The 22,805-nt window shown below is 38.2% G+C and carries 37 protein-coding genes, 3 tRNA genes and 1 other annotated feature; of the genes, 8 read left to right on the top strand and 32 right to left on the bottom strand.

Annotation, left to right across the window (positions count from 1 at the left end; genetic code table 11):
- Positions 1 to 4: 4 nt before the first annotated feature.
- From D3P96_RS02890 to D3P96_RS02760, 29 genes are all read right to left on the bottom strand, one after another.
- Positions 5 to 1,327: a PBSX family phage terminase large subunit gene (locus D3P96_RS02890; RefSeq protein ID WP_432422543.1), complete on the bottom strand. Its 1,323-nt coding sequence runs from the start codon at positions 1,325 to 1,327 to the stop codon at positions 5 to 7.
- Positions 1,320 to 2,126 carry a terminase small subunit gene (locus D3P96_RS02885; RefSeq protein ID WP_124942899.1) on the bottom strand — a complete coding sequence of 269 codons (807 nt, stop codon included), beginning with the start codon at positions 2,124 to 2,126 and terminating at the stop codon, positions 1,320 to 1,322. The genes D3P96_RS02890 and D3P96_RS02885 overlap by 8 nt, the downstream gene beginning before the upstream one ends.
- A 201-nt stretch (positions 2,127 to 2,327) precedes the next feature.
- Positions 2,328 to 3,536 carry an AlbA family DNA-binding domain-containing protein gene (locus D3P96_RS02880; RefSeq protein WP_124942898.1) on the bottom strand — a complete coding sequence of 403 codons (1,209 nt, stop codon included), beginning with the start codon at positions 3,534 to 3,536 and terminating at the stop codon, positions 2,328 to 2,330.
- Positions 3,537 to 3,915: 379 nt separating this feature from the next.
- Positions 3,916 to 3,988, bottom strand: a tRNA-Lys gene (locus tag D3P96_RS02875).
- A gap of 34 nt (positions 3,989 to 4,022) precedes the next feature.
- Positions 4,023 to 4,337 (bottom strand): SemiSWEET family transporter, encoded by a 315-nt coding sequence (locus D3P96_RS02870; protein ID WP_124943043.1) that lies wholly within the window; start codon positions 4,335 to 4,337, stop codon positions 4,023 to 4,025.
- A 60-nt stretch (positions 4,338 to 4,397) separates the two neighbouring features.
- Positions 4,398 to 4,465 (bottom strand) — tRNA-OTHER (locus D3P96_RS02865).
- A gap of 176 nt (positions 4,466 to 4,641) precedes the next feature.
- Positions 4,642 to 5,055: an ArpU family phage packaging/lysis transcriptional regulator gene (locus D3P96_RS02860; RefSeq protein WP_124942897.1), complete on the bottom strand. Its 414-nt coding sequence runs from the start codon at positions 5,053 to 5,055 to the stop codon at positions 4,642 to 4,644.
- A 73-nt stretch (positions 5,056 to 5,128) separates the two neighbouring features.
- Entirely contained in the window at positions 5,129 to 5,335 is a 207-nt protein-coding gene (locus D3P96_RS02855; RefSeq protein ID WP_124942896.1) for a hypothetical protein, read from the bottom strand.
- Positions 5,325 to 5,564, bottom strand: a complete 240-nt coding sequence (locus tag D3P96_RS02850; protein WP_124942895.1) for a glutaredoxin family protein — start codon at positions 5,562 to 5,564, stop codon at positions 5,325 to 5,327. Before D3P96_RS02850 ends, D3P96_RS02855 begins: the two co-directional genes overlap by 11 nt.
- A 1-nt stretch (position 5,565) precedes the next feature.
- Positions 5,566 to 5,802: a hypothetical protein gene (locus D3P96_RS02845; RefSeq protein ID WP_124942894.1), complete on the bottom strand. Its 237-nt coding sequence runs from the start codon at positions 5,800 to 5,802 to the stop codon at positions 5,566 to 5,568.
- Between the two features lie 41 nt (positions 5,803 to 5,843).
- A complete protein-coding gene (locus D3P96_RS02840) occupies positions 5,844 to 6,224 on the bottom strand; it encodes a hypothetical protein (protein ID WP_124942893.1) in 381 nt (126 codons plus the stop codon).
- A 302-nt stretch (positions 6,225 to 6,526) separates the two neighbouring features.
- Positions 6,527 to 6,949: a hypothetical protein gene (locus tag D3P96_RS02835; protein ID WP_124942892.1), complete on the bottom strand. Its 423-nt coding sequence runs from the start codon at positions 6,947 to 6,949 to the stop codon at positions 6,527 to 6,529.
- A 2-nt stretch (positions 6,950 to 6,951) separates the two neighbouring features.
- On the bottom strand, positions 6,952 to 7,104 hold the full coding sequence (locus D3P96_RS08330) for a hypothetical protein (RefSeq protein WP_185696069.1): 153 nt from the start codon (positions 7,102 to 7,104) through the stop codon (positions 6,952 to 6,954).
- A gap of 195 nt (positions 7,105 to 7,299) precedes the next feature.
- The gene (locus tag D3P96_RS02830) at positions 7,300 to 7,524 is read right to left on the bottom strand and encodes a hypothetical protein (protein WP_124942891.1); all 225 of its coding nucleotides are present in this window, start codon (positions 7,522 to 7,524) and stop codon (positions 7,300 to 7,302) included.
- A 108-nt stretch (positions 7,525 to 7,632) separates the two neighbouring features.
- Positions 7,633 to 7,908, bottom strand: a complete 276-nt coding sequence (locus D3P96_RS02825) for a hypothetical protein (RefSeq protein WP_124942890.1) — start codon at positions 7,906 to 7,908, stop codon at positions 7,633 to 7,635.
- A 54-nt stretch (positions 7,909 to 7,962) separates the two neighbouring features.
- Positions 7,963 to 8,115: a hypothetical protein gene (locus D3P96_RS08325; RefSeq protein WP_185696068.1), complete on the bottom strand. Its 153-nt coding sequence runs from the start codon at positions 8,113 to 8,115 to the stop codon at positions 7,963 to 7,965.
- A 1-nt stretch (position 8,116) separates the two neighbouring features.
- Positions 8,117 to 8,920 (bottom strand): ATP-binding protein, encoded by an 804-nt coding sequence (locus tag D3P96_RS02820; protein WP_124942889.1) that lies wholly within the window; start codon positions 8,918 to 8,920, stop codon positions 8,117 to 8,119.
- Positions 8,921 to 8,930: 10 nt separating this feature from the next.
- A complete protein-coding gene (locus tag D3P96_RS02815; protein ID WP_124942888.1) occupies positions 8,931 to 9,758 on the bottom strand; it encodes a hypothetical protein in 828 nt (275 codons plus the stop codon).
- 9 nt (positions 9,759 to 9,767) lie between these two features.
- Entirely contained in the window at positions 9,768 to 10,451 is a 684-nt protein-coding gene (locus D3P96_RS02810) for a putative HNHc nuclease (RefSeq protein ID WP_124942887.1), read from the bottom strand.
- 9 nt (positions 10,452 to 10,460) lie between these two features.
- Positions 10,461 to 10,913 carry a single-stranded DNA-binding protein gene (gene ssb / locus D3P96_RS02805; protein WP_124943042.1) on the bottom strand — a complete coding sequence of 151 codons (453 nt, stop codon included), beginning with the start codon at positions 10,911 to 10,913 and terminating at the stop codon, positions 10,461 to 10,463.
- Between the two features lie 8 nt (positions 10,914 to 10,921).
- Complete coding sequence (locus D3P96_RS02800) at positions 10,922 to 11,548, bottom strand: ERF family protein (protein ID WP_124942886.1); 627 nt, start codon at positions 11,546 to 11,548, stop codon at positions 10,922 to 10,924.
- Positions 11,549 to 11,550: 2 nt separating this feature from the next.
- Complete coding sequence (locus D3P96_RS02795) at positions 11,551 to 11,937, bottom strand: hypothetical protein (RefSeq protein ID WP_124942885.1); 387 nt, start codon at positions 11,935 to 11,937, stop codon at positions 11,551 to 11,553.
- Between the two features lie 93 nt (positions 11,938 to 12,030).
- A complete protein-coding gene (locus D3P96_RS02790; RefSeq protein WP_124942884.1) occupies positions 12,031 to 12,330 on the bottom strand; it encodes a hypothetical protein in 300 nt (99 codons plus the stop codon).
- Between the two features lie 87 nt (positions 12,331 to 12,417).
- Entirely contained in the window at positions 12,418 to 12,636 is a 219-nt protein-coding gene (locus D3P96_RS02785) for a helix-turn-helix domain-containing protein (protein ID WP_124942883.1), read from the bottom strand.
- Between the two features lie 436 nt (positions 12,637 to 13,072).
- On the bottom strand, positions 13,073 to 13,318 hold the full coding sequence (locus D3P96_RS02780) for a hypothetical protein (protein ID WP_124942882.1): 246 nt from the start codon (positions 13,316 to 13,318) through the stop codon (positions 13,073 to 13,075).
- A gap of 259 nt (positions 13,319 to 13,577) precedes the next feature.
- On the bottom strand, positions 13,578 to 13,796 hold the full coding sequence (locus D3P96_RS02775) for a hypothetical protein (protein WP_124942881.1): 219 nt from the start codon (positions 13,794 to 13,796) through the stop codon (positions 13,578 to 13,580).
- 2 nt (positions 13,797 to 13,798) lie between these two features.
- Complete coding sequence (locus D3P96_RS02770) at positions 13,799 to 14,518, bottom strand: phage antirepressor KilAC domain-containing protein (protein WP_185696067.1); 720 nt, start codon at positions 14,516 to 14,518, stop codon at positions 13,799 to 13,801.
- On the bottom strand, positions 14,499 to 15,272 hold the full coding sequence (locus tag D3P96_RS02765; RefSeq protein WP_124942879.1) for a Rha family transcriptional regulator: 774 nt from the start codon (positions 15,270 to 15,272) through the stop codon (positions 14,499 to 14,501). Before D3P96_RS02765 ends, D3P96_RS02770 begins: the two co-directional genes overlap by 20 nt.
- Before the next feature lie 15 nt (positions 15,273 to 15,287).
- The gene (locus D3P96_RS02760) at positions 15,288 to 15,488 is read right to left on the bottom strand and encodes an XRE family transcriptional regulator (protein WP_124942878.1); all 201 of its coding nucleotides are present in this window, start codon (positions 15,486 to 15,488) and stop codon (positions 15,288 to 15,290) included.
- Positions 15,489 to 15,746: 258 nt separating this feature from the next.
- Between D3P96_RS02760 and D3P96_RS02755 the strand changes: the two genes are divergently transcribed.
- From D3P96_RS02755 to D3P96_RS02725, 7 genes are all read left to right on the top strand, one after another.
- A complete protein-coding gene (locus D3P96_RS02755; protein ID WP_124942877.1) occupies positions 15,747 to 16,100 on the top strand; it encodes a helix-turn-helix domain-containing protein in 354 nt (117 codons plus the stop codon).
- Between the two features lie 11 nt (positions 16,101 to 16,111).
- Positions 16,112 to 16,525, top strand: coding sequence for a hypothetical protein (locus tag D3P96_RS02750; RefSeq protein WP_124942876.1), 414 nt, complete (start codon positions 16,112 to 16,114; stop codon positions 16,523 to 16,525).
- A 100-nt stretch (positions 16,526 to 16,625) separates the two neighbouring features.
- Positions 16,626 to 16,970, top strand: coding sequence for a TM2 domain-containing protein (locus D3P96_RS02745; protein ID WP_124942875.1), 345 nt, complete (start codon positions 16,626 to 16,628; stop codon positions 16,968 to 16,970).
- Between the two features lie 78 nt (positions 16,971 to 17,048).
- The gene (locus D3P96_RS02740) at positions 17,049 to 17,417 is read left to right on the top strand and encodes a DUF805 domain-containing protein (protein ID WP_124942874.1); all 369 of its coding nucleotides are present in this window, start codon (positions 17,049 to 17,051) and stop codon (positions 17,415 to 17,417) included.
- 63 nt (positions 17,418 to 17,480) lie between these two features.
- A tRNA-Ile gene (locus D3P96_RS02735) sits at positions 17,481 to 17,554 on the top strand.
- Between the two features lie 34 nt (positions 17,555 to 17,588).
- Entirely contained in the window at positions 17,589 to 17,804 is a 216-nt protein-coding gene (locus D3P96_RS02730; protein ID WP_124942873.1) for a hypothetical protein, read from the top strand.
- Between the two features lie 96 nt (positions 17,805 to 17,900).
- Entirely contained in the window at positions 17,901 to 18,677 is a 777-nt protein-coding gene (locus tag D3P96_RS02725) for an Abi-alpha family protein (protein ID WP_124942872.1), read from the top strand.
- A 311-nt stretch (positions 18,678 to 18,988) separates the two neighbouring features.
- On the opposite strand, the gene D3P96_RS08320 is transcribed toward D3P96_RS02725, so the two are convergent.
- Positions 18,989 to 19,147: a hypothetical protein gene (locus tag D3P96_RS08320; protein ID WP_185696066.1), complete on the bottom strand. Its 159-nt coding sequence runs from the start codon at positions 19,145 to 19,147 to the stop codon at positions 18,989 to 18,991.
- A 607-nt stretch (positions 19,148 to 19,754) separates the two neighbouring features.
- Between D3P96_RS08320 and D3P96_RS02720 the strand changes: the two genes are divergently transcribed.
- On the top strand, positions 19,755 to 20,831 hold the full coding sequence (locus D3P96_RS02720) for a tyrosine-type recombinase/integrase (protein ID WP_124942871.1): 1,077 nt from the start codon (positions 19,755 to 19,757) through the stop codon (positions 20,829 to 20,831).
- 207 nt (positions 20,832 to 21,038) lie between these two features.
- Here D3P96_RS02720 and msrA read toward each other — a convergent pair whose 3' ends face one another.
- Together msrA and D3P96_RS02710 are read right to left on the bottom strand one after the other, a co-directional pair.
- Positions 21,039 to 21,566: a peptide-methionine (S)-S-oxide reductase MsrA gene (msrA, locus tag D3P96_RS02715; protein WP_124942870.1), complete on the bottom strand. Its 528-nt coding sequence runs from the start codon at positions 21,564 to 21,566 to the stop codon at positions 21,039 to 21,041.
- Between the two features lie 18 nt (positions 21,567 to 21,584).
- Entirely contained in the window at positions 21,585 to 22,418 is an 834-nt protein-coding gene (locus tag D3P96_RS02710; protein WP_124942869.1) for a MetQ/NlpA family ABC transporter substrate-binding protein, read from the bottom strand.
- A 49-nt stretch (positions 22,419 to 22,467) separates the two neighbouring features.
- Positions 22,468 to 22,734: a binding site (T-box leader), on the bottom strand.
- Positions 22,735 to 22,805 lie beyond the last annotated feature (71 nt).

The following is a 22,805-nucleotide window of genomic DNA, read 5'->3' as shown; positions in this document are numbered from 1 at the left end:
CTCCTTACCAGTTAATGCCCAGCTCATCTTCACTACTTCGAACCAAGTATTGTAGTTGGTCACAAGTGTGGTCATCAACCTTAACCACTTCTGGTTTATCTGATTGCAATGTCTTTTCGTCCCATTGGTATTTTTGATGTTCTGATATGAAATACTTCAAATTATTTTCTGTAGGCAAATAAAAAAGCTTACCTTGGGCAAGCACATTTTGAACACGGTCTATCATGTCCACTTTTTTCAATTTTCGTACATTCCACCAATCAACGTTGTAGCGTCGATTATATTCATTTCGCAATGCTTGTTCAGCACTATCCATAATTAACATATCTGTAGGCCAAGGGTATTTATGTTGCATCTCTTGAACGAAATCATGTATTTGTGGTGCTAATTCGCTTGGAGCGAGCTTGTGTACCTTTCCGTCTGGACTGTAATAATAAGTATCCAGTAACACCAAACGTCGCTTATACGTGATGCCATAGCACCCCACTGTGGTTGCTGATACAGAGTGACCGACGTCGGCAGAAAAGCGCAGCATAACAATGTGATCACCATCAGGTAGCTCTCCAACATTTTGCACTGATTGGAACAAGTTCATGTTATAAACGCTTGTACCCAGACCAACAGCCTCACCCAAATACAAGTAACGATAATAGTCATAGTCATTCTCTTTGTATGTTTCAATCATTCGCAACTGCTGCGGAACCGTGAATCCTAAATCATCGTCCAGATACGTTGAATGGTCTACTAAGCAGTCAGGTTCCATCTTTTTCTTTTCAACCCATTCGTTTATCCAATCATATGGATTCTTTGGCGGGTTATAAGAATAGAATATTTTAACCTCATCAACATATGGAGATTTATTACGAATAAACGTTGGATTGGCTTGGTCAAATACCTCAGCAGATTTCATGTTTGCCGCTTCTTCATACCACAATCCAATGACATCTGGCGTTTTATCAGATTTAAGTTTATTGGGATCGTCTGCACCATAAAAAACAAATGATGAGTCTGTCTGTGTGTGCACTATTTCCATAGGACTTACAAAAAATTTAAATTCATCTATCAGCCCCATCATTTCTAATGCCTCACGTACTTGTCTATACACCGATGTACGTAAATTGGTTTTGTTCTCACGAACACACACAACATTGGCTCGATGACCAGCAGTAATTTGTCGATACATCATTGTACATAATTTAAATGCAACGACTGACGATTTAAACGAACCTCGACCACCCTTTAGGATGATCTCACTCTTACGTGTATTCCAAACTTTATAAAAATGAGGATTGATATTTTTAGATAACACAAATGCTTCATCAGTCATCATCTACATCTCCCAACTTACTAATATCGTCAACAATAACTGCCTTAGTATCTTTGGTATCGCCAACCGTTTTGAAGTATTCAATCAATTGCTTTCGTGCTTTATCACGATCGTGTAGTTCAATATGCGGCCCATCCTTACCCATGCTGATGCTCTTAATCACACTTGTATCAACCTTATCTTGGTCTTTAAATTGCACCCACGATTTGTGCTGAATGATTGGCTCATCATTTGTATCAAGCTTGACGTTCTTATCGGCATCCATGACTAACTCATCGTACTGACCAAATTCAACAAAGTCTCCGATATCAGCTCTAGCTTCCTTTGCCAGGTCTTCAATCAGGTCAAACATGCCGATTGACAGCTCTTTAAATTTGGCTTTCCGTAATTCTGTTATGGCTAATTGAATGTTAGCATTTGTTAGCATTCTTGAGCCATTCACTCTAGCAACAGCATAGTCAACACCATAGGCATTTATGTACGCTTGCGTTGCGTTAGCAAGTCTCACAAACTCGACCACAAAGGCTTTTTGCTTATCGGTTAAATCACTGTCAGCTAAATCATTGACTGCTCGTTCTGTCTCATGAGACGTTGCAACGTTTTCGCGTTGCGTTGCATTTTTGTTGCGTTTTGTTGCAACCCTTTTTGGTGGTGCATTATCAGCACTAGAATCATCATCCCATTTATAACGAGACTTCCATGAACGAACGGTTGATGCTGATTTGCCTAACTTCTCTGCAATGTCCTGCACTTTCATACCAGCTAAGTAGTCCTGTTTAGCCTGTTCTTTGATATCCATTACATACACTCACCTCCTTTAATAATTGGCTCCTTGAGTTATTGGCTTTGATTTCCGCTGCTTATGTTTCTTTTTATGTATTTCCTTTGTTGTCTGTTTGCGCTTGTTGTCAATCTTTCCAATAATCTTGTCTTCTTCACGTCTGTACCACTGTGTCACATCTAGTCACCTCCTAATTTTGACCACAAAAAAAGACAATCATCATTCGATTGTCTGAGTTAAGCTTAATTTATGATTGTTTATAAATTCGGCCGTTTTTAATTGCTTTAGCATGTACTCAACTTGGGGTTTTTCTACTTCAAAATCTCCTTTATTGAAATCCATTAACATGCCACCAATTGTTCTTCCTATTTCTTCATCGGTAACGTCCACCACACCATTCATTGTTGGGAATTCCTCTAAAATATGCTGTTCCACATAATCTTGTTCATGCACCGTGTCGTAGACTACAATCGAAGAATTAAACGGAACTTTCTGTTCACTGCTACCAGCAAGTGCGTTCGGTACATTTTCAATCATACCTTGTACCTTGTACTCAAGACTGGTTCTTACAAATTTATAGTATGACTGATGTGGATAGCTGCCCAATCCCTTAACAAAACCAATATTCGGAGTTACATAAAAAGCTCTCGTTCCATCAACAAATACACCTAAAAATGACTCGATCACAGTACCTCTATACTTCAAATCGATCCAGCGCCACGACATTTTAGTCCTAAATTGTTTGAGACTGTATGCTGCTGCCTGGTCTCTAGAGGTATCGTCTTCACGCAGCTCAATGATAAAATCGGGATCCAATGTATATATATAACCGTTTTCCCAATTCCTATTTTCAAAATACTTCCAATTTGTGACATCATCTAGTATCTTTCCGTAACGAGCTTTAATTGGTAAATCCATGCCCATTCTTTTTCTCCAGAGCATTTCGGTTTGATCGAATGACGCCGTCCCATTAATCGGAGTATTTACATCATAGTTTCGTACAAATATCTGTCCAGCATGTATTACCTTATTTCCCTTAGGGTGTTTGGGGTAGTCAGAATCCAGAAAAATTGGTAAATTATCGATGTCATGGATAGTAATAACATCAATTTCATTATCGTCAATTGCGAACGTATCCATGCGTATTTTAGGAATAACCTCACCAGCAATTGGTGTTCCTCGGATCATGTCAATTATCATTTGTTGATTTTTTCTATTAGGGTCATCAGAAACGCCCACACATTTTCCATCATCAGAAACTCCAATTATTAAGTAACAATCTTTGTGATGCGCTGTGTTTGCAAAACTGAAAATATCTTTTATGAGTTCCGTATTTTCCTGAGGACCATACCACATTTCCTTAAAATCGTGAAATTCGTCCTCAGGAGTGCTTATAAACTGCCTTAATTGTTCTTCACTTAGAGTCATTACCTCACCTCACATTATTGCATTACTCTAATAGTAACCCAAAAACAGATGAGATTGAAGCAACGCACACCATAATTCCAACGACATTATGGATCCAAATACCATATACTAATAATGCACAAAATAATAATGCACAAAATAATAATAACGTTCGGGTAATAAAAACACCTTTTACGATTCTCATCATATCCCTCATAATTTTCAAAAATAAAAAGCCTGCCATTTCTGACAGACTTAACTCGGTCCAACTTGCATATCTGTTTTAAATACGCATCGTAAACAGGTCGAATTCGACCTGTTTACATATGCCTGTGGATAACTCAAAACTAGTTCGATTTATACCTAGTTTAACGACTGTTTCCATTTTGGAAATAGTCAATGCTCCCAGTAGGATTTGAACCTACGACCCAAGGATTAAAAGTCCTCTGCTCTACCAACTGAGCTATAGAAGCAAAAAGGCCAACATTGCTAGTGTCAGCCAAAAAACTAGTGTATGTATACAGTAACCACAGTGATCAATCCAAAGAAAATACCGGGGACGTTTGAGATAATGATTGGCCAATCTTTATATGTTTTAAGCCACCCATAACTGGTCCATAGACTAGCGTTGATAGTTGCCACTAGTGGTTGAATAACCGAAACAGGCTCACCATTAAAATTACTCATGATTTGTGGAATATACGAAACATACATAGAGATACAAGTAAGCATCGCTAGCTTACTTAACAACTTTAAACGCTTAACCCGCTTTGGATCCACAGCATTTTCACCCTCTGGATATTTATCAGTATCGATGCGCATCATTCTACCTCTTTCCTTACAATAATTATAAGTAGTGTACACCAATACCGATAATAAAAATAGACACGGCAGGAATCGAACCTGCAAAGATACCGAAGTATGTGGCTTTACCATTAAGCTACGTGTCTGACCATTCGAAAGGAGGTCCCGTTGAATGCTTTACCTAATTATTCAATAATATTATAATAACACCGAACACACGCACTATGTGCGCACTAAATCGGCAATACATGCGAAATTATTTTAATTTATAGATCTAAAACCCATAAGTTAAATTGTAAAAACCCCCTAAATTTGATTTTGACTATTTAAACACTCGATAATCATAGATATCTGAAAAAGCTTCCGCGAATTGTAAAAATGAGTCATTGATTAATTGTTGCCCTCTTCTGGTCGAATACTCTAGACAATCCTCAACCTCTAGCCAACTCAGGTCCTTAAAATATCGCAATTCCAAAATAGCCCTGTATATTTCAGGCATACTCTCACAAGCTCTCACGACGTCATCTAGCGTTTTTCTGGCATAAGAGTAGTTTGATAGCTTATCATCGTTAGAATTACTCACAGAGCTCCCTGTTGGCATTCCTGATATAATAGGCGATTTTATACTGACGTAAGAAATGTGCGCCATGTTCTGCAACCGTTTAAAATCATGTTCAAAGAAATCTCGTACATTCGCAATAGTTTTTCCTTCATCAATTTCTGGTAATAACGCCACTTCCTCGCCCTCCATGGTATAATTGAATTACCAATGTTCATTCGAAAGGCGTCTAGCGAAAGCTGGGCGTTTTTTATTTGTCCAGGATTTCTTCATTCTTTACCGGTACAAATCCAGCAACAGCCATATCAAAACCTTTTAGAAGTGTTTCTGCGTATTCACGTAATTCATCTGCCTTATCAACATCATCTAAAGCGAACACAGAATCGTCAATGTTATTAATGACACGGACTAGCTCTTGTCGCTGTTCATCGACCAACTTCGTTTTCTTATAAATCATTTGCTAACTCCTTAATTGCTTTTAGTCCAATTATATCAACGCCAGTGAAACTACCACCCTCATATTCTACGTAGGGCATTGAACTAATGCCTTTCGCATTTAATTTTGCGCGTTCTTTATCATCTTCATCAACGTTTATTTCCTTAAAATCAACACCAAACTGCTTTAAGTTGTTCTTGACGAATGAACACTTTCCACAATTATTTTTTGAGTAAACTGTCACTTCCATATCAATCTTTGGTTGCCTCCATCCACTTCTGAAGTTTGTTGTATTTTTCTAACTGTAATCGTTTTGCTTCGCCGTTTAACACTCTACGCAATAGTGTATCTGATACGCCTATTTCAATGGCGATCATGTTCAACGACATGTAATCATACTTTTCATTTCCATAAGCTCTACGATAATCGACGCGTTTATTAATTATCTTGCGAAATACGTCATCAATCTCTATTAGGTTTGATTTCATCAGTTCACCTCGTACGAACATCAATCGCTTTATCCTTTCTCCTAAATTATCTGGCACCAATTAATCTGACTCATGTCTACTCTTTTGTTACCAATGACGGCAATATTCTCATCGTTTCCTTTGACTTTGCCTTTTTCGATAGGCGGATAGTGTCCTAGTACATCAATGCCTTTGAGTTGGTATTCAATTGTTTCAAGTTTGCGATAGGCTTCAAATAGCACTTCTGAAATCTCTTCCAACGTCATACTAGGCATTTGTTCCTGTTGCTCGACCTTCTCACGTTCTTTTGCATACTTTTCTGCATCTTCCACATGATCCGACAAGAAGAACCCTTGCCACTTCACCATGCCCCTATCTTTGTATTCCTTTTCAAAGAAATCTTTCGCCCTTTGGAACGCCATTGAATTTGCTTTACTATCCATCACAGTCACCTTTTATAAGTTTAAGTTGTTACTCATCGTTAAATAATTAGTTTAAACTTAATTATACCGTGAGTGAATATACTTTCAATAGCAATTAAGGGATTACAATTCCTACTCCTCTTCCTTACAATTTGGACAAACTGCTAATCCTTTCCCTATTTTCCATCCCTGGTCCCGAAAATATTTATGTGCTTCATTTGTATTTCGCGGCATATCCATATCATTAGAATTTGCACCATCGTGGTCATAGCACTTGTCACAAATGATAGTAAATTGAGTGTACCTATCAGCATAAAACGCCATTATTCTTCCACCTCCACTGCTTCATGTTGGGGATTAATCCATTCTTCTGCTTCATCTTTAGTATCAAATTTATGAGCGTCTTGGAAATCAACTCCCGCCATGTCATAGAAACCCCATGGATTTTTAATTAGACACCAGTATTCGCCATCATCATCAGTTTCTTTCGTCCGTACAATCCACTTCTTTGGTTTCTCTGCTTTGAATTGTGGTTCTCCAGCAATGTGCTTGTTGATTTTTAAAAACAACTCATCAGTATAATGATTACGTTCTACCCATTTTCTCGTCGCTGGATAATCGCTCTTGATTGGTCTTTCAATTACATCAATCATGAAATGATAAAATCCAAAATACTCATCTTCATATAATTCGTTTAACTCATCCAGCACTGCTTGTGGTACTACTTCTAACTTATCTTGATCCATGATTAATATTTTCCTCTCGCATGTCGTCGTTGTTTGGTGTTCATGTAATTTGTCGACCCCTTGTACACGCCGTGAGCGTCAGCTTGCATCATCTCACAAAATCGTTCTACGTTAGCCACGATGTCTTCATCAGGGGCATTCAGTTCTCCTGCCATGTTTAATCTCCCTCAATTCGAACAATTTCATATCCACGTATTGTTCGTGACTGTGTCCCCGCTGCTTGCCTCGATACCGCACAATGAAATACATCAACTGTTTTCATACCTAAGAACTGGTAGCATTCGTTTGATGTTCCAATAAATGCTGTATCGCCGTTCTTGTCATAAATTCCATATAATGTCTGATCCAACTCATTCACCACTTTTAGAATTAGCTTGATCAACTAACGCCACATTTGTCTGTTCAACTCTATCTAACTCACGACGCTGATGTTCAATTGTGCTTTGTTGAACTGATGTTTGGTGTTTTAAATTATCAATTTCATTATTGTCATCCACAATCACTGTTACTAATACAAAACCAACAGCTAGAGCTACAGCGAAGTACACATATTTTAATAACGTCTTATCTTCCATTTGTCACTCCTATCTATGATAGCGATCATTCGCCCACAGCATACCTACAATGAATGCGCCAATTAGAATACCTACAATTAGCCCAGTTAAAAAATCCATTCTTTCCTCCTATACTTCTGAAAAGGTTACTAGCGTAACTTCTTTTGCGAAAATCACTGACTTACCACAAGGCTTATCTTCTTCATCAATCACATCCATAATGATTGATGAATTATCTTCAAAATATTTTGCATTAACCAGTGCGCACATTAGATCGTTTAATTCTGTTGCCGTCAGAATTGGTAATAGTTTTTCCCCATTGGATAATGTAATTTTGACTCTTGTATCACTTTGATAGTTAAGCTTATTCATGTAATCGCCACCATCATCTTTAATCGCAATCATATTCGTCCTCCTAATACCCACCACTTAATCCCGCCGAAGCTCTCCTCACTATTCTTAGAACAACTCAGTCTCAATCCACACATCATTAGGCGTCAGATTGAATGCCATCATCGTTCGATATTTCTCTTGTACTGCCTCAACCTCACTCAATTGATTGGTGTAGTACACCTCACCTTGGCGCATACTCACCACGCTGTAGCTGACCATCTTAAACCTCTCTTACGTCTTGTAGTCCATTTGTCGAAATTGTATGGTCCGGATTTTTAGTAATCAGCCGGCTGACCACTGCTGCATCGTATTTGCGTGCTAATTCGCTCTGTGAGTCGTTCGTCGTAATAATGGTAGTTTTACCCATTCGAGCATCTCCAAGCCCAAATAGCATATTATTCGTGTCCTGTGTGGCCCGTCCATTGCTATCCTTATTGTCTTTACCGAGATCATCTAAAAGAAGCACTTCGGCATCTTTCATCATTTGCTCTAATCTTGAAAATTCTCGTTGCTTTTCGGGGGACTTAATAGCACCCATACGCAAATTTTTCCACTCAACCATCGAAACGAACAGCGTGGTTTTAAAGTTTCTCAATTTATCACTAATGGCTAACGCCAAGGCGGTCTTACCTGCACCAACACTGCCAGTCAACAAAACATTAAAATCCTGCTGTTCTAACTCCTTAGCTAGCCTGAATGCTTTATTGCCAATTGCTGCTGCTCGTTCGCTATCGGATTGCATCTCTGGTTTCCAGTCATCAAATGTAAAACTCTTTTTTCGACCCTGTGCCCATAGTGAACAGCTATAAAATCTAGAAAATTTTCTTTTTTCTAACAACTGCTTTTTACTAGCCGTAAATTCTTCATCGCGCTGTAATCTTTCGTCACTGGTTTGGCCGTTCTTCAAAAGCGAGAACGCTTCATCAAAACTTAAAGTGGAATGCTGTGCAATCTTCAGTGCCATTTCCCTACGTTCAACGTTGGTCATAGCAAATGAACTCTTAAAATCTTTTTTCTTATCCATTCACATACCTCTAGAACGGTCCATCAAATATTTCCGTTTTCTGCGATGCCTCTTCAACCGCCTTCCAATTTTCATTGACGGGTTGCTCCTTAATACTTTTGCGTTGAGTACCTTTGTTTTTAAAGTCTTCATCAGCTTTCATAGCCAGTTCTCGTGTCGTATGGTGCAATTTAATATGACGATTAATAATCGCTTTAGCATACTTCCATGACAGCACATTATTGAGAGCTGCTTGTTCCAGACAGTAAATCATAAAATCGGCGCTTACTTGATCATCACCATTATTTAATTCCGTCACTTCTTCAAGCGTGTATTGGATATCTTGTTGCATAATGGCATTCAACATTTCAAAGCCAGCCTCTTGATAATAGGCGCTGATTTTTTGCATTGCGTTCTGATTTGTTTTTCCCTTACTACTACCACTACTATTGGTTAAGTCAGTATTTGGTAAATCAGTATTTGGTAGTGTGCGATTATCCGCCTGCGGTTTTTCCGCCTCCGGTTTTTCCGCCTGCGGAAAATCGTTATCCGGTTCATTTAATATTGGTTCATCTGAAATCACCCAATCATACGTACCGAATTTACCCGCATCCGTCTTTTTTTGAATTCGCTTCAAGTAGCCATGGGTTTCCAATTCACCTAACCCAGTTCGCAAGGCTGCCATCTTATCCTTTTGAGAGTGTTTTACGACTTCATCCGTATAAAATTGCCAGTCATCAGACTTTGAATAGAGATATTGAAAAATTCCTCTAGCTTTCCAAGACAAACGTTCATCTTCAATGACTGTGTTGGATAGCGTCGTAAATTTATTCTTCTTATACTTTGTAATTTTTGCCATGCTAACCTCCTATTCGTCGATTTCGTCCATTCGTTTCTGTGTCATTAAGCCCAATTTTTTAATCATTTCAGAGCTTGGTACAGCTCCCTTAACATGGAATAGCTGACTAAAACTAGGCCAGCCCATGCTATGTGCTAACTGATGATGCTCACGACACAAAGCAATCATTTCACGACCACGATGATCCGTAGTCGTCCGGTCGTTCCCCATCCCAATAGCGTCAATGTGATGGATGTCCGCACGTTTACCGCAAAGAACACAACTTCTATGACGCATCGCTTGGAGCATGTACACCTCCAAATCATCCGTTCTATCTTTTAACGATTGCGACATTGGTATACCTTCGTCTAGCGCGAATTCAATCAGAAACGAAATAAACATTCTCGCAGTTGTCATATCTGTGTTTGCTAAACTAAACGGTTCGATACCAAATGCAACATAAAATAACCCTTTCATCGTCTGTTTTAAATCATCAACATCATAGCCTAGCCAATCAGCTATATCTTTTAATAGGGCATAAGTTTTACGCCGTTGTTGTGGACTAAGTTGCCGTTCATCAATTAGCTTTACTACCATCTCTGGTTGTTCAACAGTTAGATCAAACTGTTTCAAACTTTCAATGATCCGTTCATCAGTTACTGATAACACCACTTCATGCCCATTAACGGCGTTTAATTTACCGTCAAATTCCATGCCGTTAGCTTAGAAAGGTAAATCATCATCGGTAATATCAACTTCCCGGCCACCCATAAATGGTGCCTGTGATTGATTTTGAACATTATCCGCATAATTACCTTGGTTATTTGGACCTTGTGCCTGTGAACTGTTTGCGGGCTCTGAACGACTATCTAACAAGTAAAATTCATCAACTATGACTTCTGTTACGTACACTCGTTGTCCTTGTTGATTTTCATAATTGCGCGTTTGAACACGTCCTGTGATACCAATTTGCGAACCCTTATGGGTTAAGTTAGCTAAATTTTCAGCTGACTTACGCCAAATGACACACCGAATGAAATCAGCTTCATAGCTGCCTTCTTTCGTTTTAAAATTTCGATTCACCGCTAAAGTAAAAGTTCCTGTCGCGGTCCCACTCGTGGTATATCTTAAGTCGACATCTTGCGTTAAACGTCCTGTTGCACTAAATACATTCATGCTCATGATTAAGCTCCTAACTTTTGACTAATATATTGATTGATTTGTTTTTGGAATTCTGGTGCTTGTTGTTTAAAGTCATCCGTTTTTGCAATCTTAACTTGGAACATCTGACTAATTTCTTGGTACAACTCCGTGACATTTTCAGCATTGCCACCCGTTAACTGCACAACTGTTTTTGTGAATTTTGAAAATTCTGTCTGTTGTGTCTGTTTATTTTGTGGGTGGTTATTTTGTTGATGCACATTATTCTGCCGGTTGTCCATACTGTCTGCATCTTTCGTATCATCAATGGCAAATAACCCATTCAAAGCATATTTACGTGCATAGGACGACGTACTACCTGTGATTTGCGATTCGTCCATCCCTTTTTTATTGGCAGCTTCTCGAGCATAACCATTTGCACTAACTGATTCGTTGTTTTCATTCGTCAAGGTAACCGTTGCTTTGATATAATATCGTTCACCAATGACAACTACATCATCCGTGATGATCATGGAACATTTATGCAATTTCAGGATAGGTTTTAGTGCTTCTAAAATATCTTCACAGTTACGATATTTATAATTTCCAAACTTGTTAAACTGACCTTTTGGCGCTTTTAGCTCCGATTGAATTAACATTAATTCTTTCATGATTACCTCCAGTCAACTTTCTTGATGTGTTTATAAACAACAACTTTATCTAAATCAGATTGGATATCAGACCCAAACTTATCTTTAAGCTGTTTTGGTGTCTTAATTTGAAAGGCATCCAACCCATATTTATTCATGAAAGCTTTTTTATTTGCATCATTTTCAGGAATAATTCCACGCGTCTCATCTTTGTACTTCATGCCAGCTACTTCACCCCTAGCATCCAACCGCTTCTTCAATTCCTTTTCAGGTTTAGACAACAAATTAGTAGCCAACTTGCTATAGCGGGTTAATTCTACCAACTGTTCATCGTTCATTTTGTCGATATTTTCTAGCAAATCTGGCGTAATCTTTTCACCCATATCTGTAATCAAAATTGGTTCGTTCATTGTTATACCTCCACGTATTGTGCGTAATATTCATCTTCAGTTAATTCAGTTGATTCATCATTAGGCGGGTCGATTTGTTTATCTGGTACATATTCAGGCATGATCACCCTCGATAGACACATTAATATAATCGATGAAATCAAATACGTGCAGTCCAGCATGTCCAATCATAATCAAATTATCTGACGCCTCTTTTTCTGATGATTTGTCTAGGTTGTCTAGCACTGTGGTGAACTTATTGTTAAATTCATCATGTCGTTTATTAAGCTCTTCATTGCTAGTGACGTTCATGCCTGCCAGCACAACCCCCGCAACAACACCAAACGTTGCAATTTTGCCCTGATTTTCAACAAGTTCTTGAACCAATGTTGTTTCTTTTTGATTAGCTTCCATTTGTATATCCTCATTTCCGTGTGCTATAGTTGAGGAGTTAGAAACTGTCTAAATTTCTTAACTCCTAAGCGTTATCGGTTGCACCCGTTAGCGCTTTTTTTGTGTCCATTTGTTATCAGTCAACCCTAGAATGTAATCCGTGGTCGTGTTGTAGAACTGTGCTAGCTTGACCAACGTCTTCAATGATGGCGTTCGCTCACCTCGTTCATACGCTGCAACCATGTTTCGGTTCATTCCTAGCTCGGTTGATACATATCCGGCTGTTAAATTCTGGGACTCCCTTAATTCTTTGAGTCGATTTCCCATGGTTCGTGGTCCTTTCGAATGCTTTCAGCCACTTCGCGCCCATTACAAGCCCACACAACGGGATAGACGACCATTCGTCCCAATCCTAAACAAAAGTTCACTACAGGCTCTGCTATATGCATAACAACGTGATATGATCCAATCGCCAACACTATAAATATAACTACTGATATAACTGTTCCTGCCATTTTTCATTCCTTTCATTTATATTCCAGCACCCTGCAAGTACCTAACGACAGATGGTCCATAGAATTTATTCGGTTCAACTTCTTGGACAACACGATTGAACCTTTCAGCCATCTTCGTACTTCTCCACCTTCGAAATGTGTCTGGAGACTTTCCTAATTTTTTTGCAACTTGCCTCTGTGTCCAAATATCGACACCTTCGATTGGATCCTGAATATCTTCTAGTCTTATCGTCATATCGTTACCCTTGCTACGCCCAACTAAGTACAACCGTGTCGTTATTCACACCACTTAGCGTTACTGTAATTCCTTCGTCGTAAAAGTCTCCCTTATTAGCAAGAACAAAATTAGCTAAGCGATCTTCTGCTGTATTTCGGTGATACGTCAAAGACTCCCAGTTACATGCTGCCTTCTCGAGGTCTGATTTAACTTCATCCCACAACGTCGTATACTGATTGCGGTGTGCTTCCTGTAATAGTTCTTCTTGTAGTGTCATGTTTATACCTCTTTTGTTCTATAATTTGTTTACTGGCTCATTTGCCTAGTCCCTAATGAAAGGAGGATACAAAATGAACAATGTATTAATTGATATCTATAAATCGTGTCTTCAATCTGAAAATACCAGTTTTTATTTGTCAATGGAAAATTTCCCAAATACATCTGCTCCCCAAATAGAAAAGTTTTACCACAGCCATGGTATTAATGTGAATGTCACTATGCACTGGGGATTCTATAGAGTACAAATCAAAAATTAATTAATTATTTAAATGCTTAGGGTTAGTTACAATAACCTTGAGCGTTTTTTTATTGACGTCATCCATTGTGTTAAAAAAAGGTGCATCAAATGCTACACGACGTGTTCCCAATGATTTTCCGTCAACTTTTACTTCAACATACCCCTGCGCTTTGGAAAAAATCTCAACATCATGTTCATTCAAATTAATTTCTATTTCTTCGTATTCTGGTTTATCCATCTCTATGCCTCCATATCCAGTTCTGTTTGTTCTGGGTTAACGAACTTCTTATAAAAATATTCTCGTCCGTATGGTGTAATTCGCATTCGTGGTGTGAACTCAATACCATTTTCACCAACACCACCACTCTTCAAAGTAAACAACTTAGGTACATATTTCTTATATGGTTGTAACTTTCCGTTATGTCCTTGTTGGCGATAGATATACTTATGGTTCAGTAACAGGTCAACTAGTTCGTTCTGCTTAATGCCCATTTCCTTCGATGCTTCACGTACACCGATTGCCTCACCAGTTGCAATGAACTTATCGTGTAATTCCGCTTTTGGTGTAAGTTCAGCAATCTTACTTTCGTATCCGATGAGCTTGTTGTTCGCATACTGTAATGAACGAGCCATCATCAATTCCGGCGAGTTCCATTGTTTTTCAACTTGAATGAAGTAATCTCGAATTTGATTACCACGCTCAGTCTTGGTCATCATTGAGATGTGCTTGGCCATATCTACTGAAAGTGAATAATCGTCTAGCATTCGTGTTGCCCCATTATTAACAACCGTAGGCAAACCTACACTTGTAAAATCGGTACCTTCTACGAACATATCTTCATATCTACCGAACCAGAGACTAAATCGTTCTTTAATCCCCAAACCTTTGTGCAACTCACGAGCGCTTACACGTTGCTCACCTTGTTCATTCGTTTGAATGCTAATTAATTCGTTGTTCATTGTTATACTCCAATCGTGCGCGCATTTTCTCAACGGCGCCATCTGTGTAGAACCAACGCTCATCTTCATCTTGAATACGATCAACACCTTCACGTAAGCCTGTCCGGTTAGCAATCATTCCTACCTTAGTTGGAGTCAATCCAAATCGTTCAGCAATATTTGTTGCTGTTAGATAGAACTCAGACAAATCTGGCGTATGTGCAATTGGTAATGCTTGCTTAATCGGTTGACCTAGGAATGTCTCAACTTCCTTTTCAAGCAACAATTCGGCCAAATCATTGCGTTCCAACTTATCAGCCTGCTTCATGGCTAAACGGAACTCTTTCATTCGTCCGTTTTCAACTTGCATCTTGTAGGCTTCAGCCGTAATACGCTTAGTTTGCTGTTCGGGTGTTTCAACTTGGAAGAACTGTTGTTGTGCTTGTTGCTCAAGTTGCTTTTGCATAGCATCGAACTGTTCAATGTAATTAACCTTGATTTCCGTGAATTTCTTATCTGTAAATCCCATGGCCAATAGCATGAAACCATTCTTTGTCATTTTGAACATTCGATATTCTTGATGATTTTGTTCATTAATATACTTAGTTTCTTCGAAATAGTTAGTTACGTCTGGGGTGTCCGCAATTTTGCTGAGACCCTTTATCACATTATCGACGGCTCGCATTACGTCATAATGATTCTTTTCAAACTTGCTAGCTACCTCTAATGAAGTAGTCATCGGTTCACCATTTTCTATAATAATTACGTTATTCATTTTTATGCCCCCCCATTAATTCATGTGTAAAATCTTCACTAGTCCCTCACGTAATTCACGGCTACGTCTATCATCTGAACCGTGAATGGCTCGTGAGATCTGTGCCTGTGATGTATGCAACATTTCTGCTAGTTCCAATTGTTTAAAATCCGACTCAATAATTGCAGTCTTAAATTGAACATATGTCTTCTTTGTCTCTTGTTCTAAAGCGGTCATAGATCCACCTCCTTTCTGTATATTTTTTATCAAGTTGTTGACTAATTTACGCCTATAGGCTAAAATGAGTGCATACGAAATAAGCCAATAAAAGCGCTACTATCAATTATTCACTCGCCAAAGTTACTTGTGATAGTGGTTTGTTTTTTATTGCTAAATTACTTGATGAGTTAATAATAAGCCTGAAAGCTAAAATAGTCAACACGTTTTTACGCTTTAGGGCTTAATTTACTCCTCGATATCTGGAGAAATGCCTACATGACAACGTTTGATAAGATTAAAAAAATTTCCAAAGAAAAAGGTTACAGTCTGTCGTCAGTTAACGAAAAAGCTGGATTGGGAACAAATGTAATATATGGTTGGAAAACGAAAAAACCTGATTATGAAAATGTCAAAAAGGTCGCTGACGTTTTGGGCGTATCAGTTGACTACCTCTTAGGTAACACTGATGAGATGCACCCAAAGCAAGTTACCGGTGATCCCGATGTAGACGGCGTTGATTTAAACGATTATTTTAAGAAACGTGGTCTCTTACGCTTTAATGGTAAGCCTATTCCAGAAGAAGACTTGCGGATTATTTATCGGATCCTAGAAACTGGCGAAGAAGATTAGAGGGCCTGTTTATGGAAGAATGCTATTTAGACCTTATTCGCGACCTTTATAGAAAATCTGACACGGAATTATTCCTTTCGGAAAAGTTATCATCTGAAACGCCTAGCTTTTATGACCCAATCAAAAATAAAGCGGTTATTAATAGTAATTATCATAAGAAACATGGTTATATTGGTTTTGCTTGCATTCATGAATTAGGACATGGGGAAAATAGGAATAAATTCCCTTTTGCCATAAGACCATTTAATGAATACGATGGCAGTGATAGCGCAGAACGTGCAGCTAACGAATTTGCAATTAATGCATATCTGCATCACCATTTTGAAAACGGTGGGCGCAAAAATTGGAAAGAAGTTATTGATACTTACGACATACCATATTCATTAGATTATCTTGTTATAGAGCTAATGAATGATCGCAAATAAAAAAGCCATCCTTTCGGATGGCATACATATAGGTGTAAAAAGTTTGAGTTCCTATGCTTGATCACTGAACCACATAAAAAGCTGAATAAGGAGTAGAATTATGAACAACGATGGATTACTTTCTCAATTAACCACTAACGAGAAGGTTTTGGTTAACTCTGAGGTACAGTCAAAGGGTAAAAGCACTGTCTTAGCATATATACTCGCTATTTTTTTGGGCGTGTTTGGTGCACACCGTTTTTATATGGGTAAAACTGGTTCTGGCGTAGCGATGCTATTAATCACTATTCTCACCCTAGGATTTGGAATGATTATTACTGGTATTTGGGATATTGTCGATTTGTTCCTTATTCCTGGTTGGATTAAAGAGAGTAACGCAGTCGTCGAACGCTCGGCTGCGGAACGTATTTTAAATGACCCACAACGTTTAGCTAGAGACATCTAACGATTTTATTGCCACAACAGTGGCATACATATACGTGCAAACCTGATTCACGTTAAAAGCTGTGAGGGGTCTAAAGAAATGTTTGAAGCATATTCATCTTTTTGGAATAATATTACTAACTTTTCAGGTACTGCAAGCCGTAGATATTACTGGTGGCCAGCGATTATTAACTTCATTATTGGAGGCCTTATAGTTGCACTTGTACAATCAATTATGGGACATCCGCTTGATGACATTTATAATTGGACAGACTTATCTCTAAATTTCATAAGTCAGATTATTATTTTCCTTGTTTGGCTGGCTACACTTTCTGTTAAATTCCGTCGCCTTCATGATACAGACCATTCAGGTTGGTGGATTTTGATTGAATTAGTTCCTATTATCGGTTCAATTTGGTTCTTAATCTTAATGCTATTACCTACCAAACCAAATCGTTGGGGTAAGTAATTAACCAGTTACTGCATCCTAGATAATTATTAGTCCAAACGTGAAGACTCTAAAAGCTTCCTTGAATCATTAGCTCAGTTGGTTAGAGCAGACGGCTCATAACCGTCCGGTCGCTGGTTTGAGTCCAGCATGATTCATTTGTGACTGCTATTTCACATAGGAGGTCTTCTTATGAAGATTAAACCGACACAGGAACAAATTGATAAGGCTACCCTAATTATGGAAATAATCAATGAGTCGCAGGAAAGGTACCTCAGTCAACATCAGTTACCTTATAACTACTTTGATGACGATACCGATAAGCAAATTGTCGCTGCCCTACTAGCACGCAATAGGCAACGACTCACTATCAGAATCAACAATGACAATACAGTTGAATGGTTTTGAATGACTTTGAATGTTGCTGTATTTAAAAATAGCAAAAGTCCACCCTTTCGGATGGCATACATACGTGCAAAGCTGACTCACATTAAAAGCTGATATATGGACAAAATAAAAAGCCACCCGAAGGCGGCGGAAAGTGTAGATTTTATGGATTCTGATCCAATTACAGAGATTGCAAAAACCAGCGGAAAGATTGCCGATGCGGTAAAAGTACCTGATGAAGTTAAAAATCAAGCTTTGCTACCTGCTGCAACTTCAATCGGTGGTCGGCTAGGTCGGTTCTTTAAACGAAATCAAGTTAACCAAAGAGCAGCAGAAATAGTAGAAGAACAATTTCTCGAGCAACTATCTAAAGAAGCATCACTATATTTTAATAATCATCCAAACGCTACAATAGATGAAGCTAAAGAACGCTTAATTTATAAACAAATTGATGATAGCACTTACTCTATTGATAATGAAGAGATGCGTACTTTATTTGCTAAGCTCATTGCAAATACAGCAGATACGAATACTAATGCAGCTATAACTCCTTACTATTCACAAGTGCTCTCTAACCTCAGCCCTAAAACGGCTAAATTACTACTAGATTTATCAGAAAACACTGCTACTCCAATAATGGAAATAGTTTACAGTGACCATACTTCTACTATGGTTCAATTGCGTCAAGAAAAAGAATCTATTCAATCAACTGATGGGGCTATTAACCAATTTATTTCGCAAGGGTTAGTTGAAATCGGTGATTTTCAGAATGATAATCATTCCGATTTAGATTGGTTTGCTACCTCTATGCTTCACTTAAAGAGTCAGACATTTAGAATCAGAACATTAGTTTTTACTGAATTCGGAAACTCATTTATCGAGTCCGTCAAATAAGTATTTTGAAGCTTTCACTAAATTTGGATCATTTGTTGAGTTCAATGCTTGTACTATTTCTAATTTGACCGCTTTTTCACTACGGTGGCGTGCTTTATTTAACCATTTAAAATTATGATTAATATACACAACTAATCCAATATCCGCAGCAATTAAAAAAATATCGTTAATACTAAAATACTAATATTCAGAATCATTTAACATTGCCCTTTCATGTCAAGCTTTTCCTTAATTATACTAGGTTTAACTGAGTTTATATACACTAAAAAAGCCACTAAATGATAACGAACTGCGTTTATCATATAAATGAATCATCCAATATCGAGCTTAACTGATACATTGTCAGTCCACCGTAATTGAATATGATTTTTATCCACTACGTCAATATCAATCTGATCATTGGCCACAGCACTAGTAAATCCAGTTATAAGCTTTATTTTTCCACTATCAGATAACTTAGAATAATCCATACTATGATACCCTCCTTCTCAAATACTGTCTTAATTATACTAATATTAACTAAAAAGGCCACTAACAAAGTTAGTGACCGTGGAATCTATGTTCCAATACCCGGACTCGAAGTCCATAGGCTTATTTTACATGGCAGTGCGCTCATGTAAATAAAAAAAGCCCCACAGAAGTGAGGCTCAAAACATTACTTCATGAAGTGATGTTTAACATAGTCAATGATGAACGGCGTTAACACCGATACAATCAATGACAGGATAGCTGTAAATACAGCTAGTACGAAATCTTTCAATGGGCTTACCTCCCATCTAGCGTCTATTTGGACGTGACGCCAAATAAGAGTATACATGAATAATTGCAAAATAAAAACCACTTAGGCGTCCAATCCCAAGTGGTTTGAGAACAAGAGGTAAACCCATGTCCGATTTCGTATCTAAATTATAACACTGAATCGTGTAATTGCAAAATAAAAAACGCATAACCTTTACTCCGTCGAAAAAGTTAGGATATGCGCTCCCCCAGGATTACTCCCGTATGATTATTATATCAGACCTGAGTATGTCTTTAAACTACTCAATTTTTAAAAAGAAAGGTTAGGTTTAAATTAACATGGCATCATATAGTCGCACTTCGTCAGGTTGGAAAGCCCAAATTAGTTTCAAAGACACCAATGGAGACTTCCGAAAAAAGACAAAGTCGGGTTTTAGAACAAAAGCAGACGCACAGGCTTGGGCGAATGAAATGGAGGTGGAAAAAAAGAACGGTGGCTCCTTAGCAAGTGCCGATATCTTGTTCTACGAGTATTTTGAAGATTGGTATGAATTATATAAGTCAAATCTTCGCCCCGCTTCATATAAAAATTATGTTATCAACGGAAAAAATTTGAAAAAGTATGCCCCCAATCTCTTATTGTCTCAAATTAACCGGTCAACCTATCAGCTATTGTTAGACGACTTTGCCAAAGAGCATGCTAAAGGCACCGTGAAAATGTTCAAAGAAGAAACAAGCGCAGCATTACGAAATGCATATGCTGATGGCCTTCTTAAAATCGACCCAACTATTAATACGATAAACAAAGGAACTGACACACCGAAGTCGGTCAATTCAAATTTTCTAGATAGTGAAGACATATCAAAATTCACATCTTATCTTGAGTCAGGTCCAATTGATTCCGAGAACTTTATTTACTACACCCTACTGTTAAGTGGTTTAAGATACGGTGAGCTATGTGGATTAAGACCAAAAGACGTTAGTGTTGACACCAAAGAGATTACGGTTAACCTGCAACGATTAACGCGTGCCCCCTTTACGACTAGTGTACCCAAGACGGAAGAATCAAAACGAACCCTCATTATGCCAGAGCGATGGTTCAATTACCTAGGCAAGTACCGTAGGACTGTCGGCATGCAATCGGAATTCATTATTCCCTTACCTGTGTCAAATGATCAAGCAATTAAGCACTTACGGCAGCGTTTGGCATCGATTGGCATTGATAATAAAACCATTACTTTACATGGGTTACGACACACTCATGTTTCATGGTTACTAAGCAATGATGTAGACATTCATTATATTTCTCGTAGGGTTGGTCACAAGAATTCTATTGTTACTCAGACAGTTTATGCGCATCTCTTAACGGAACACGTCCATCGTCAAGATGAAAAGGTACTTGATATCATTGGCTAAAGTTATTGATATTGGGCTTACTTTTAGGAAGAGCAAATCCCAATTCAAAAATTCATCGAGGAGCAAATATATGGCATTTTGAGAGCAAATGAGGAGCAAATGTTTTCAGTTCCATGCGGTTTTACAAAGTTTATTACGGTCATACATTTTTAAAAACGGTACAAAAAAACAACGCTTATTCCATCAATAAACGTTGTTGCATCAGCTTTAAGCCTTGTCAGACCAGTGTTCTTTTTCAAAGCGCTTACGAGGTGCCTCTTGAATGGCATCACGCAATGGATTCTTTTTGTAAAAATCTTGATGATACTCTTCGGCGGTCCAAAACGGCTTAGCGTCTTCGATTTGCGTCACAATCTTCTTACCATTAAAACGGTCCGATGCTTGTAACTTCGCCTTTGATTCCTCGGCAATCTTACGTTGTTCCGGTGAATTAACGAAAATGACTGGACGATAAGAATCACCACGATCTTGGAATTGACCTCCAGCATCGGTTGGGTCAGTTACTTGCCAATAGATATCGACAAGTTGTTCGTATGAAATCACATCAGGATCAAACGTGATTTCAACCGCTTCAGTGTGTCCCGTCGTATGTGAGCATACCTGTTCATATGTGGGATGATCAGTGTGTCCACCTGTATATCCTGAAACGACTTTTTTAATGCCTGGTAGGGTGTCAAACGGACGGACCATACACCAGAAACATCCACCTGCAAAAATTGCTGTATCTTCTGCCATAATTTTATTTTCCTCCAATTACTTTGCGTACTTACCCCATGCTGGTTGTTCAGCATTACCATACAAATCCTTCATATGTTTAACTGTCTTTTCAGTTTGGTAAGCTTTGACAACATCCTTATAAGCCTGCTTATTTTCTGAGCCCTTACGTGTTGCAATCAAGTTAAAGTAACCTTTATGCGCTTGATCAACGGATTCAACATATAAGGCCTTATCGACATTGAGCTTAGCATCTAAGGCGTAGTTTGTATTGATCACAGCTGCATCCACACTCTTAAGTGTACTTACAGATTGATCAGATTGGACTTCCTTAATCTTAATATGTTTGGGATTATCCGTGATATCCTTCGCTCCTGGAAGTTTAACACTATGATCGTACTTTAACAACCCAGCTTTCTCAAGTAAATCGAGGGCACGTTGTGCATTCGATGGGTCATTTGGAATTGAAATCGTTGCCCCCTTTGGCAATTCACTTAATTTCTTATACTTATCAGAATAGAGACGAATTGGCGTCACATAGGTCTTTCCAATATCAAGTAACTTGCCGTTATAGTTCTTATTTTGGGTTTCAAAATAATTCACAGTTTGGAAGGCATTCAAGTCAATATCGCCATCAGCCAACGCTTTATTTGGTTGCACATAGTCGGTAAACGTCTTTAATTTAACGTCAACATTGTAATCTTTTTTAGCGTCCTTTTTAACGTATTCCCACAACTCACGATCGGAGTCTCCAACAATACCAACTGTCACCGTTTTCGATTCAACTTTATCATGTTGTTTAACTGCATAAAAACCACCCAGCACAACTGCAACTAATCCAATCCCAATTGCCCACTTCACACCTTTGTTCATATCTTTCTCCTCCATAAAAAAAAGCCCCTATAATTTATTAATCATAAATTATAGAAGCGGTTAATAGACCGTGTTACCATTCTAAATTTTATCAGAGCAGTCACCCACTCTAACCTTACTATGTACGAATGCAGCGAAATGAGGCCTTATTCATACACCTAGTCAGCTAACGTTGACGACTCCGTCATTGATTCATAGTCTTGCTACTCATCAATGCCAATCACGAACCATCTTCACCATTCTTTTTGGATGTCTCACACCAACCGACATCTCTCTGGACAAAAAGAATCGCTACTCTTTCGATCATTTTGTTTATCATATTTTAATTTATTCTAATCTCTTTCACACTTAATGTCAACAAAAAAGGACAAGAAATAAATTTCTTGT

The sequence above is a fragment of the Weissella viridescens genome (assembly GCF_003862435.1).
Lineage (GTDB): Bacteria > Bacillota > Bacilli > Lactobacillales > Lactobacillaceae > Weissella > Weissella viridescens_A.
Note: the sequence above shows the minus strand (reverse complement) of the source record. Positions and strands in the feature narration are given on the sequence as shown.

Excerpts from the sequence above, each read along its gene's own strand:
- D3P96_RS02885 (WP_124942899.1), bottom strand. The coding sequence starts at position 2,126 with ATGGATATCAAAGAACAGGCTAAACAGGACTACTTAGCTGGTATGAAA.
- D3P96_RS02820 (WP_124942889.1), bottom strand. The coding sequence starts at position 8,920 with ATGGATAAGAAAAAAGATTTTAAGAGTTCATTTGCTATGACCAACGTT.
- D3P96_RS02755 (WP_124942877.1), top strand. The coding sequence starts at position 15,747 with ATGACAACGTTTGATAAGATTAAAAAAATTTCCAAAGAAAAAGGTTAC.
- D3P96_RS08320 (WP_185696066.1), bottom strand. The coding sequence starts at position 19,147 with ATGGATTATTCTAAGTTATCTGATAGTGGAAAAATAAAGCTTATAACT.
- D3P96_RS02835 (WP_124942892.1), bottom strand. The coding sequence starts at position 6,949 with ATGGATCAAGATAAGTTAGAAGTAGTACCACAAGCAGTGCTGGATGAG.
- D3P96_RS02890 (WP_432422543.1), bottom strand. The coding sequence starts at position 1,327 with ATGACTGATGAAGCATTTGTGTTATCTAAAAATATCAATCCTCATTTT.
- D3P96_RS02760 (WP_124942878.1), bottom strand. The coding sequence starts at position 15,488 with ATGACCGCTTTAGAACAAGAGACAAAGAAGACATATGTTCAATTTAAG.
- D3P96_RS02840 (WP_124942893.1), bottom strand. The coding sequence starts at position 6,224 with ATGGATAGTAAAGCAAATTCAATGGCGTTCCAAAGGGCGAAAGATTTC.
- D3P96_RS08330 (WP_185696069.1), bottom strand. The coding sequence starts at position 7,104 with ATGGCAGGAGAACTGAATGCCCCTGATGAAGACATCGTGGCTAACGTA.
- D3P96_RS02725 (WP_124942872.1), top strand. The coding sequence starts at position 17,901 with ATGGACAAAATAAAAAGCCACCCGAAGGCGGCGGAAAGTGTAGATTTT.
- D3P96_RS02810 (WP_124942887.1), bottom strand. The coding sequence starts at position 10,451 with ATGGAATTTGACGGTAAATTAAACGCCGTTAATGGGCATGAAGTGGTG.
- ssb (WP_124943042.1), bottom strand. The coding sequence starts at position 10,913 with ATGAATGTATTTAGTGCAACAGGACGTTTAACGCAAGATGTCGACTTA.
- D3P96_RS02815 (WP_124942888.1), bottom strand. The coding sequence starts at position 9,758 with ATGGCAAAAATTACAAAGTATAAGAAGAATAAATTTACGACGCTATCC.
- D3P96_RS02845 (WP_124942894.1), bottom strand. The coding sequence starts at position 5,802 with ATGAAATCAAACCTAATAGAGATTGATGACGTATTTCGCAAGATAATT.
- D3P96_RS02740 (WP_124942874.1), top strand. The coding sequence starts at position 17,049 with ATGTTTGAAGCATATTCATCTTTTTGGAATAATATTACTAACTTTTCA.
- D3P96_RS02775 (WP_124942881.1), bottom strand. The coding sequence starts at position 13,796 with ATGGATAAACCAGAATACGAAGAAATAGAAATTAATTTGAATGAACAT.
- D3P96_RS02785 (WP_124942883.1), bottom strand. The coding sequence starts at position 12,636 with ATGGGAAATCGACTCAAAGAATTAAGGGAGTCCCAGAATTTAACAGCC.
- D3P96_RS02790 (WP_124942884.1), bottom strand. The coding sequence starts at position 12,330 with ATGGAAGCTAATCAAAAAGAAACAACATTGGTTCAAGAACTTGTTGAA.
- D3P96_RS02745 (WP_124942875.1), top strand. The coding sequence starts at position 16,626 with ATGAACAACGATGGATTACTTTCTCAATTAACCACTAACGAGAAGGTT.
- D3P96_RS02880 (WP_124942898.1), bottom strand. The coding sequence starts at position 3,536 with ATGACTCTAAGTGAAGAACAATTAAGGCAGTTTATAAGCACTCCTGAG.
- D3P96_RS08325 (WP_185696068.1), bottom strand. The coding sequence starts at position 8,115 with ATGGTCAGCTACAGCGTGGTGAGTATGCGCCAAGGTGAGGTGTACTAC.
- D3P96_RS02765 (WP_124942879.1), bottom strand. The coding sequence starts at position 15,272 with ATGAATAACGTAATTATTATAGAAAATGGTGAACCGATGACTACTTCA.
- D3P96_RS02750 (WP_124942876.1), top strand. The coding sequence starts at position 16,112 with ATGGAAGAATGCTATTTAGACCTTATTCGCGACCTTTATAGAAAATCT.
- D3P96_RS02830 (WP_124942891.1), bottom strand. The coding sequence starts at position 7,524 with ATGGAAGATAAGACGTTATTAAAATATGTGTACTTCGCTGTAGCTCTA.
- D3P96_RS02770 (WP_185696067.1), bottom strand. The coding sequence starts at position 14,518 with ATGAACAACGAATTAATTAGCATTCAAACGAATGAACAAGGTGAGCAA.
- D3P96_RS02720 (WP_124942871.1), top strand. The coding sequence starts at position 19,755 with ATGGCATCATATAGTCGCACTTCGTCAGGTTGGAAAGCCCAAATTAGT.
- D3P96_RS02825 (WP_124942890.1), bottom strand. The coding sequence starts at position 7,908 with ATGATTGCGATTAAAGATGATGGTGGCGATTACATGAATAAGCTTAAC.
- D3P96_RS02855 (WP_124942896.1), bottom strand. The coding sequence starts at position 5,335 with ATGATTTATAAGAAAACGAAGTTGGTCGATGAACAGCGACAAGAGCTA.
- D3P96_RS02795 (WP_124942885.1), bottom strand. The coding sequence starts at position 11,937 with ATGAACGAACCAATTTTGATTACAGATATGGGTGAAAAGATTACGCCA.
- D3P96_RS02800 (WP_124942886.1), bottom strand. The coding sequence starts at position 11,548 with ATGAAAGAATTAATGTTAATTCAATCGGAGCTAAAAGCGCCAAAAGGT.
- D3P96_RS02850 (WP_124942895.1), bottom strand. The coding sequence starts at position 5,564 with ATGGAAGTGACAGTTTACTCAAAAAATAATTGTGGAAAGTGTTCATTC.
- D3P96_RS02780 (WP_124942882.1), bottom strand. The coding sequence starts at position 13,318 with ATGACACTACAAGAAGAACTATTACAGGAAGCACACCGCAATCAGTAT.
- D3P96_RS02730 (WP_124942873.1), top strand. The coding sequence starts at position 17,589 with ATGAAGATTAAACCGACACAGGAACAAATTGATAAGGCTACCCTAATT.
- D3P96_RS02710 (WP_124942869.1), bottom strand. The coding sequence starts at position 22,418 with ATGAACAAAGGTGTGAAGTGGGCAATTGGGATTGGATTAGTTGCAGTT.
- msrA (WP_124942870.1), bottom strand. The coding sequence starts at position 21,566 with ATGGCAGAAGATACAGCAATTTTTGCAGGTGGATGTTTCTGGTGTATG.
- D3P96_RS02870 (WP_124943043.1), bottom strand. The coding sequence starts at position 4,337 with ATGCGCATCGATACTGATAAATATCCAGAGGGTGAAAATGCTGTGGAT.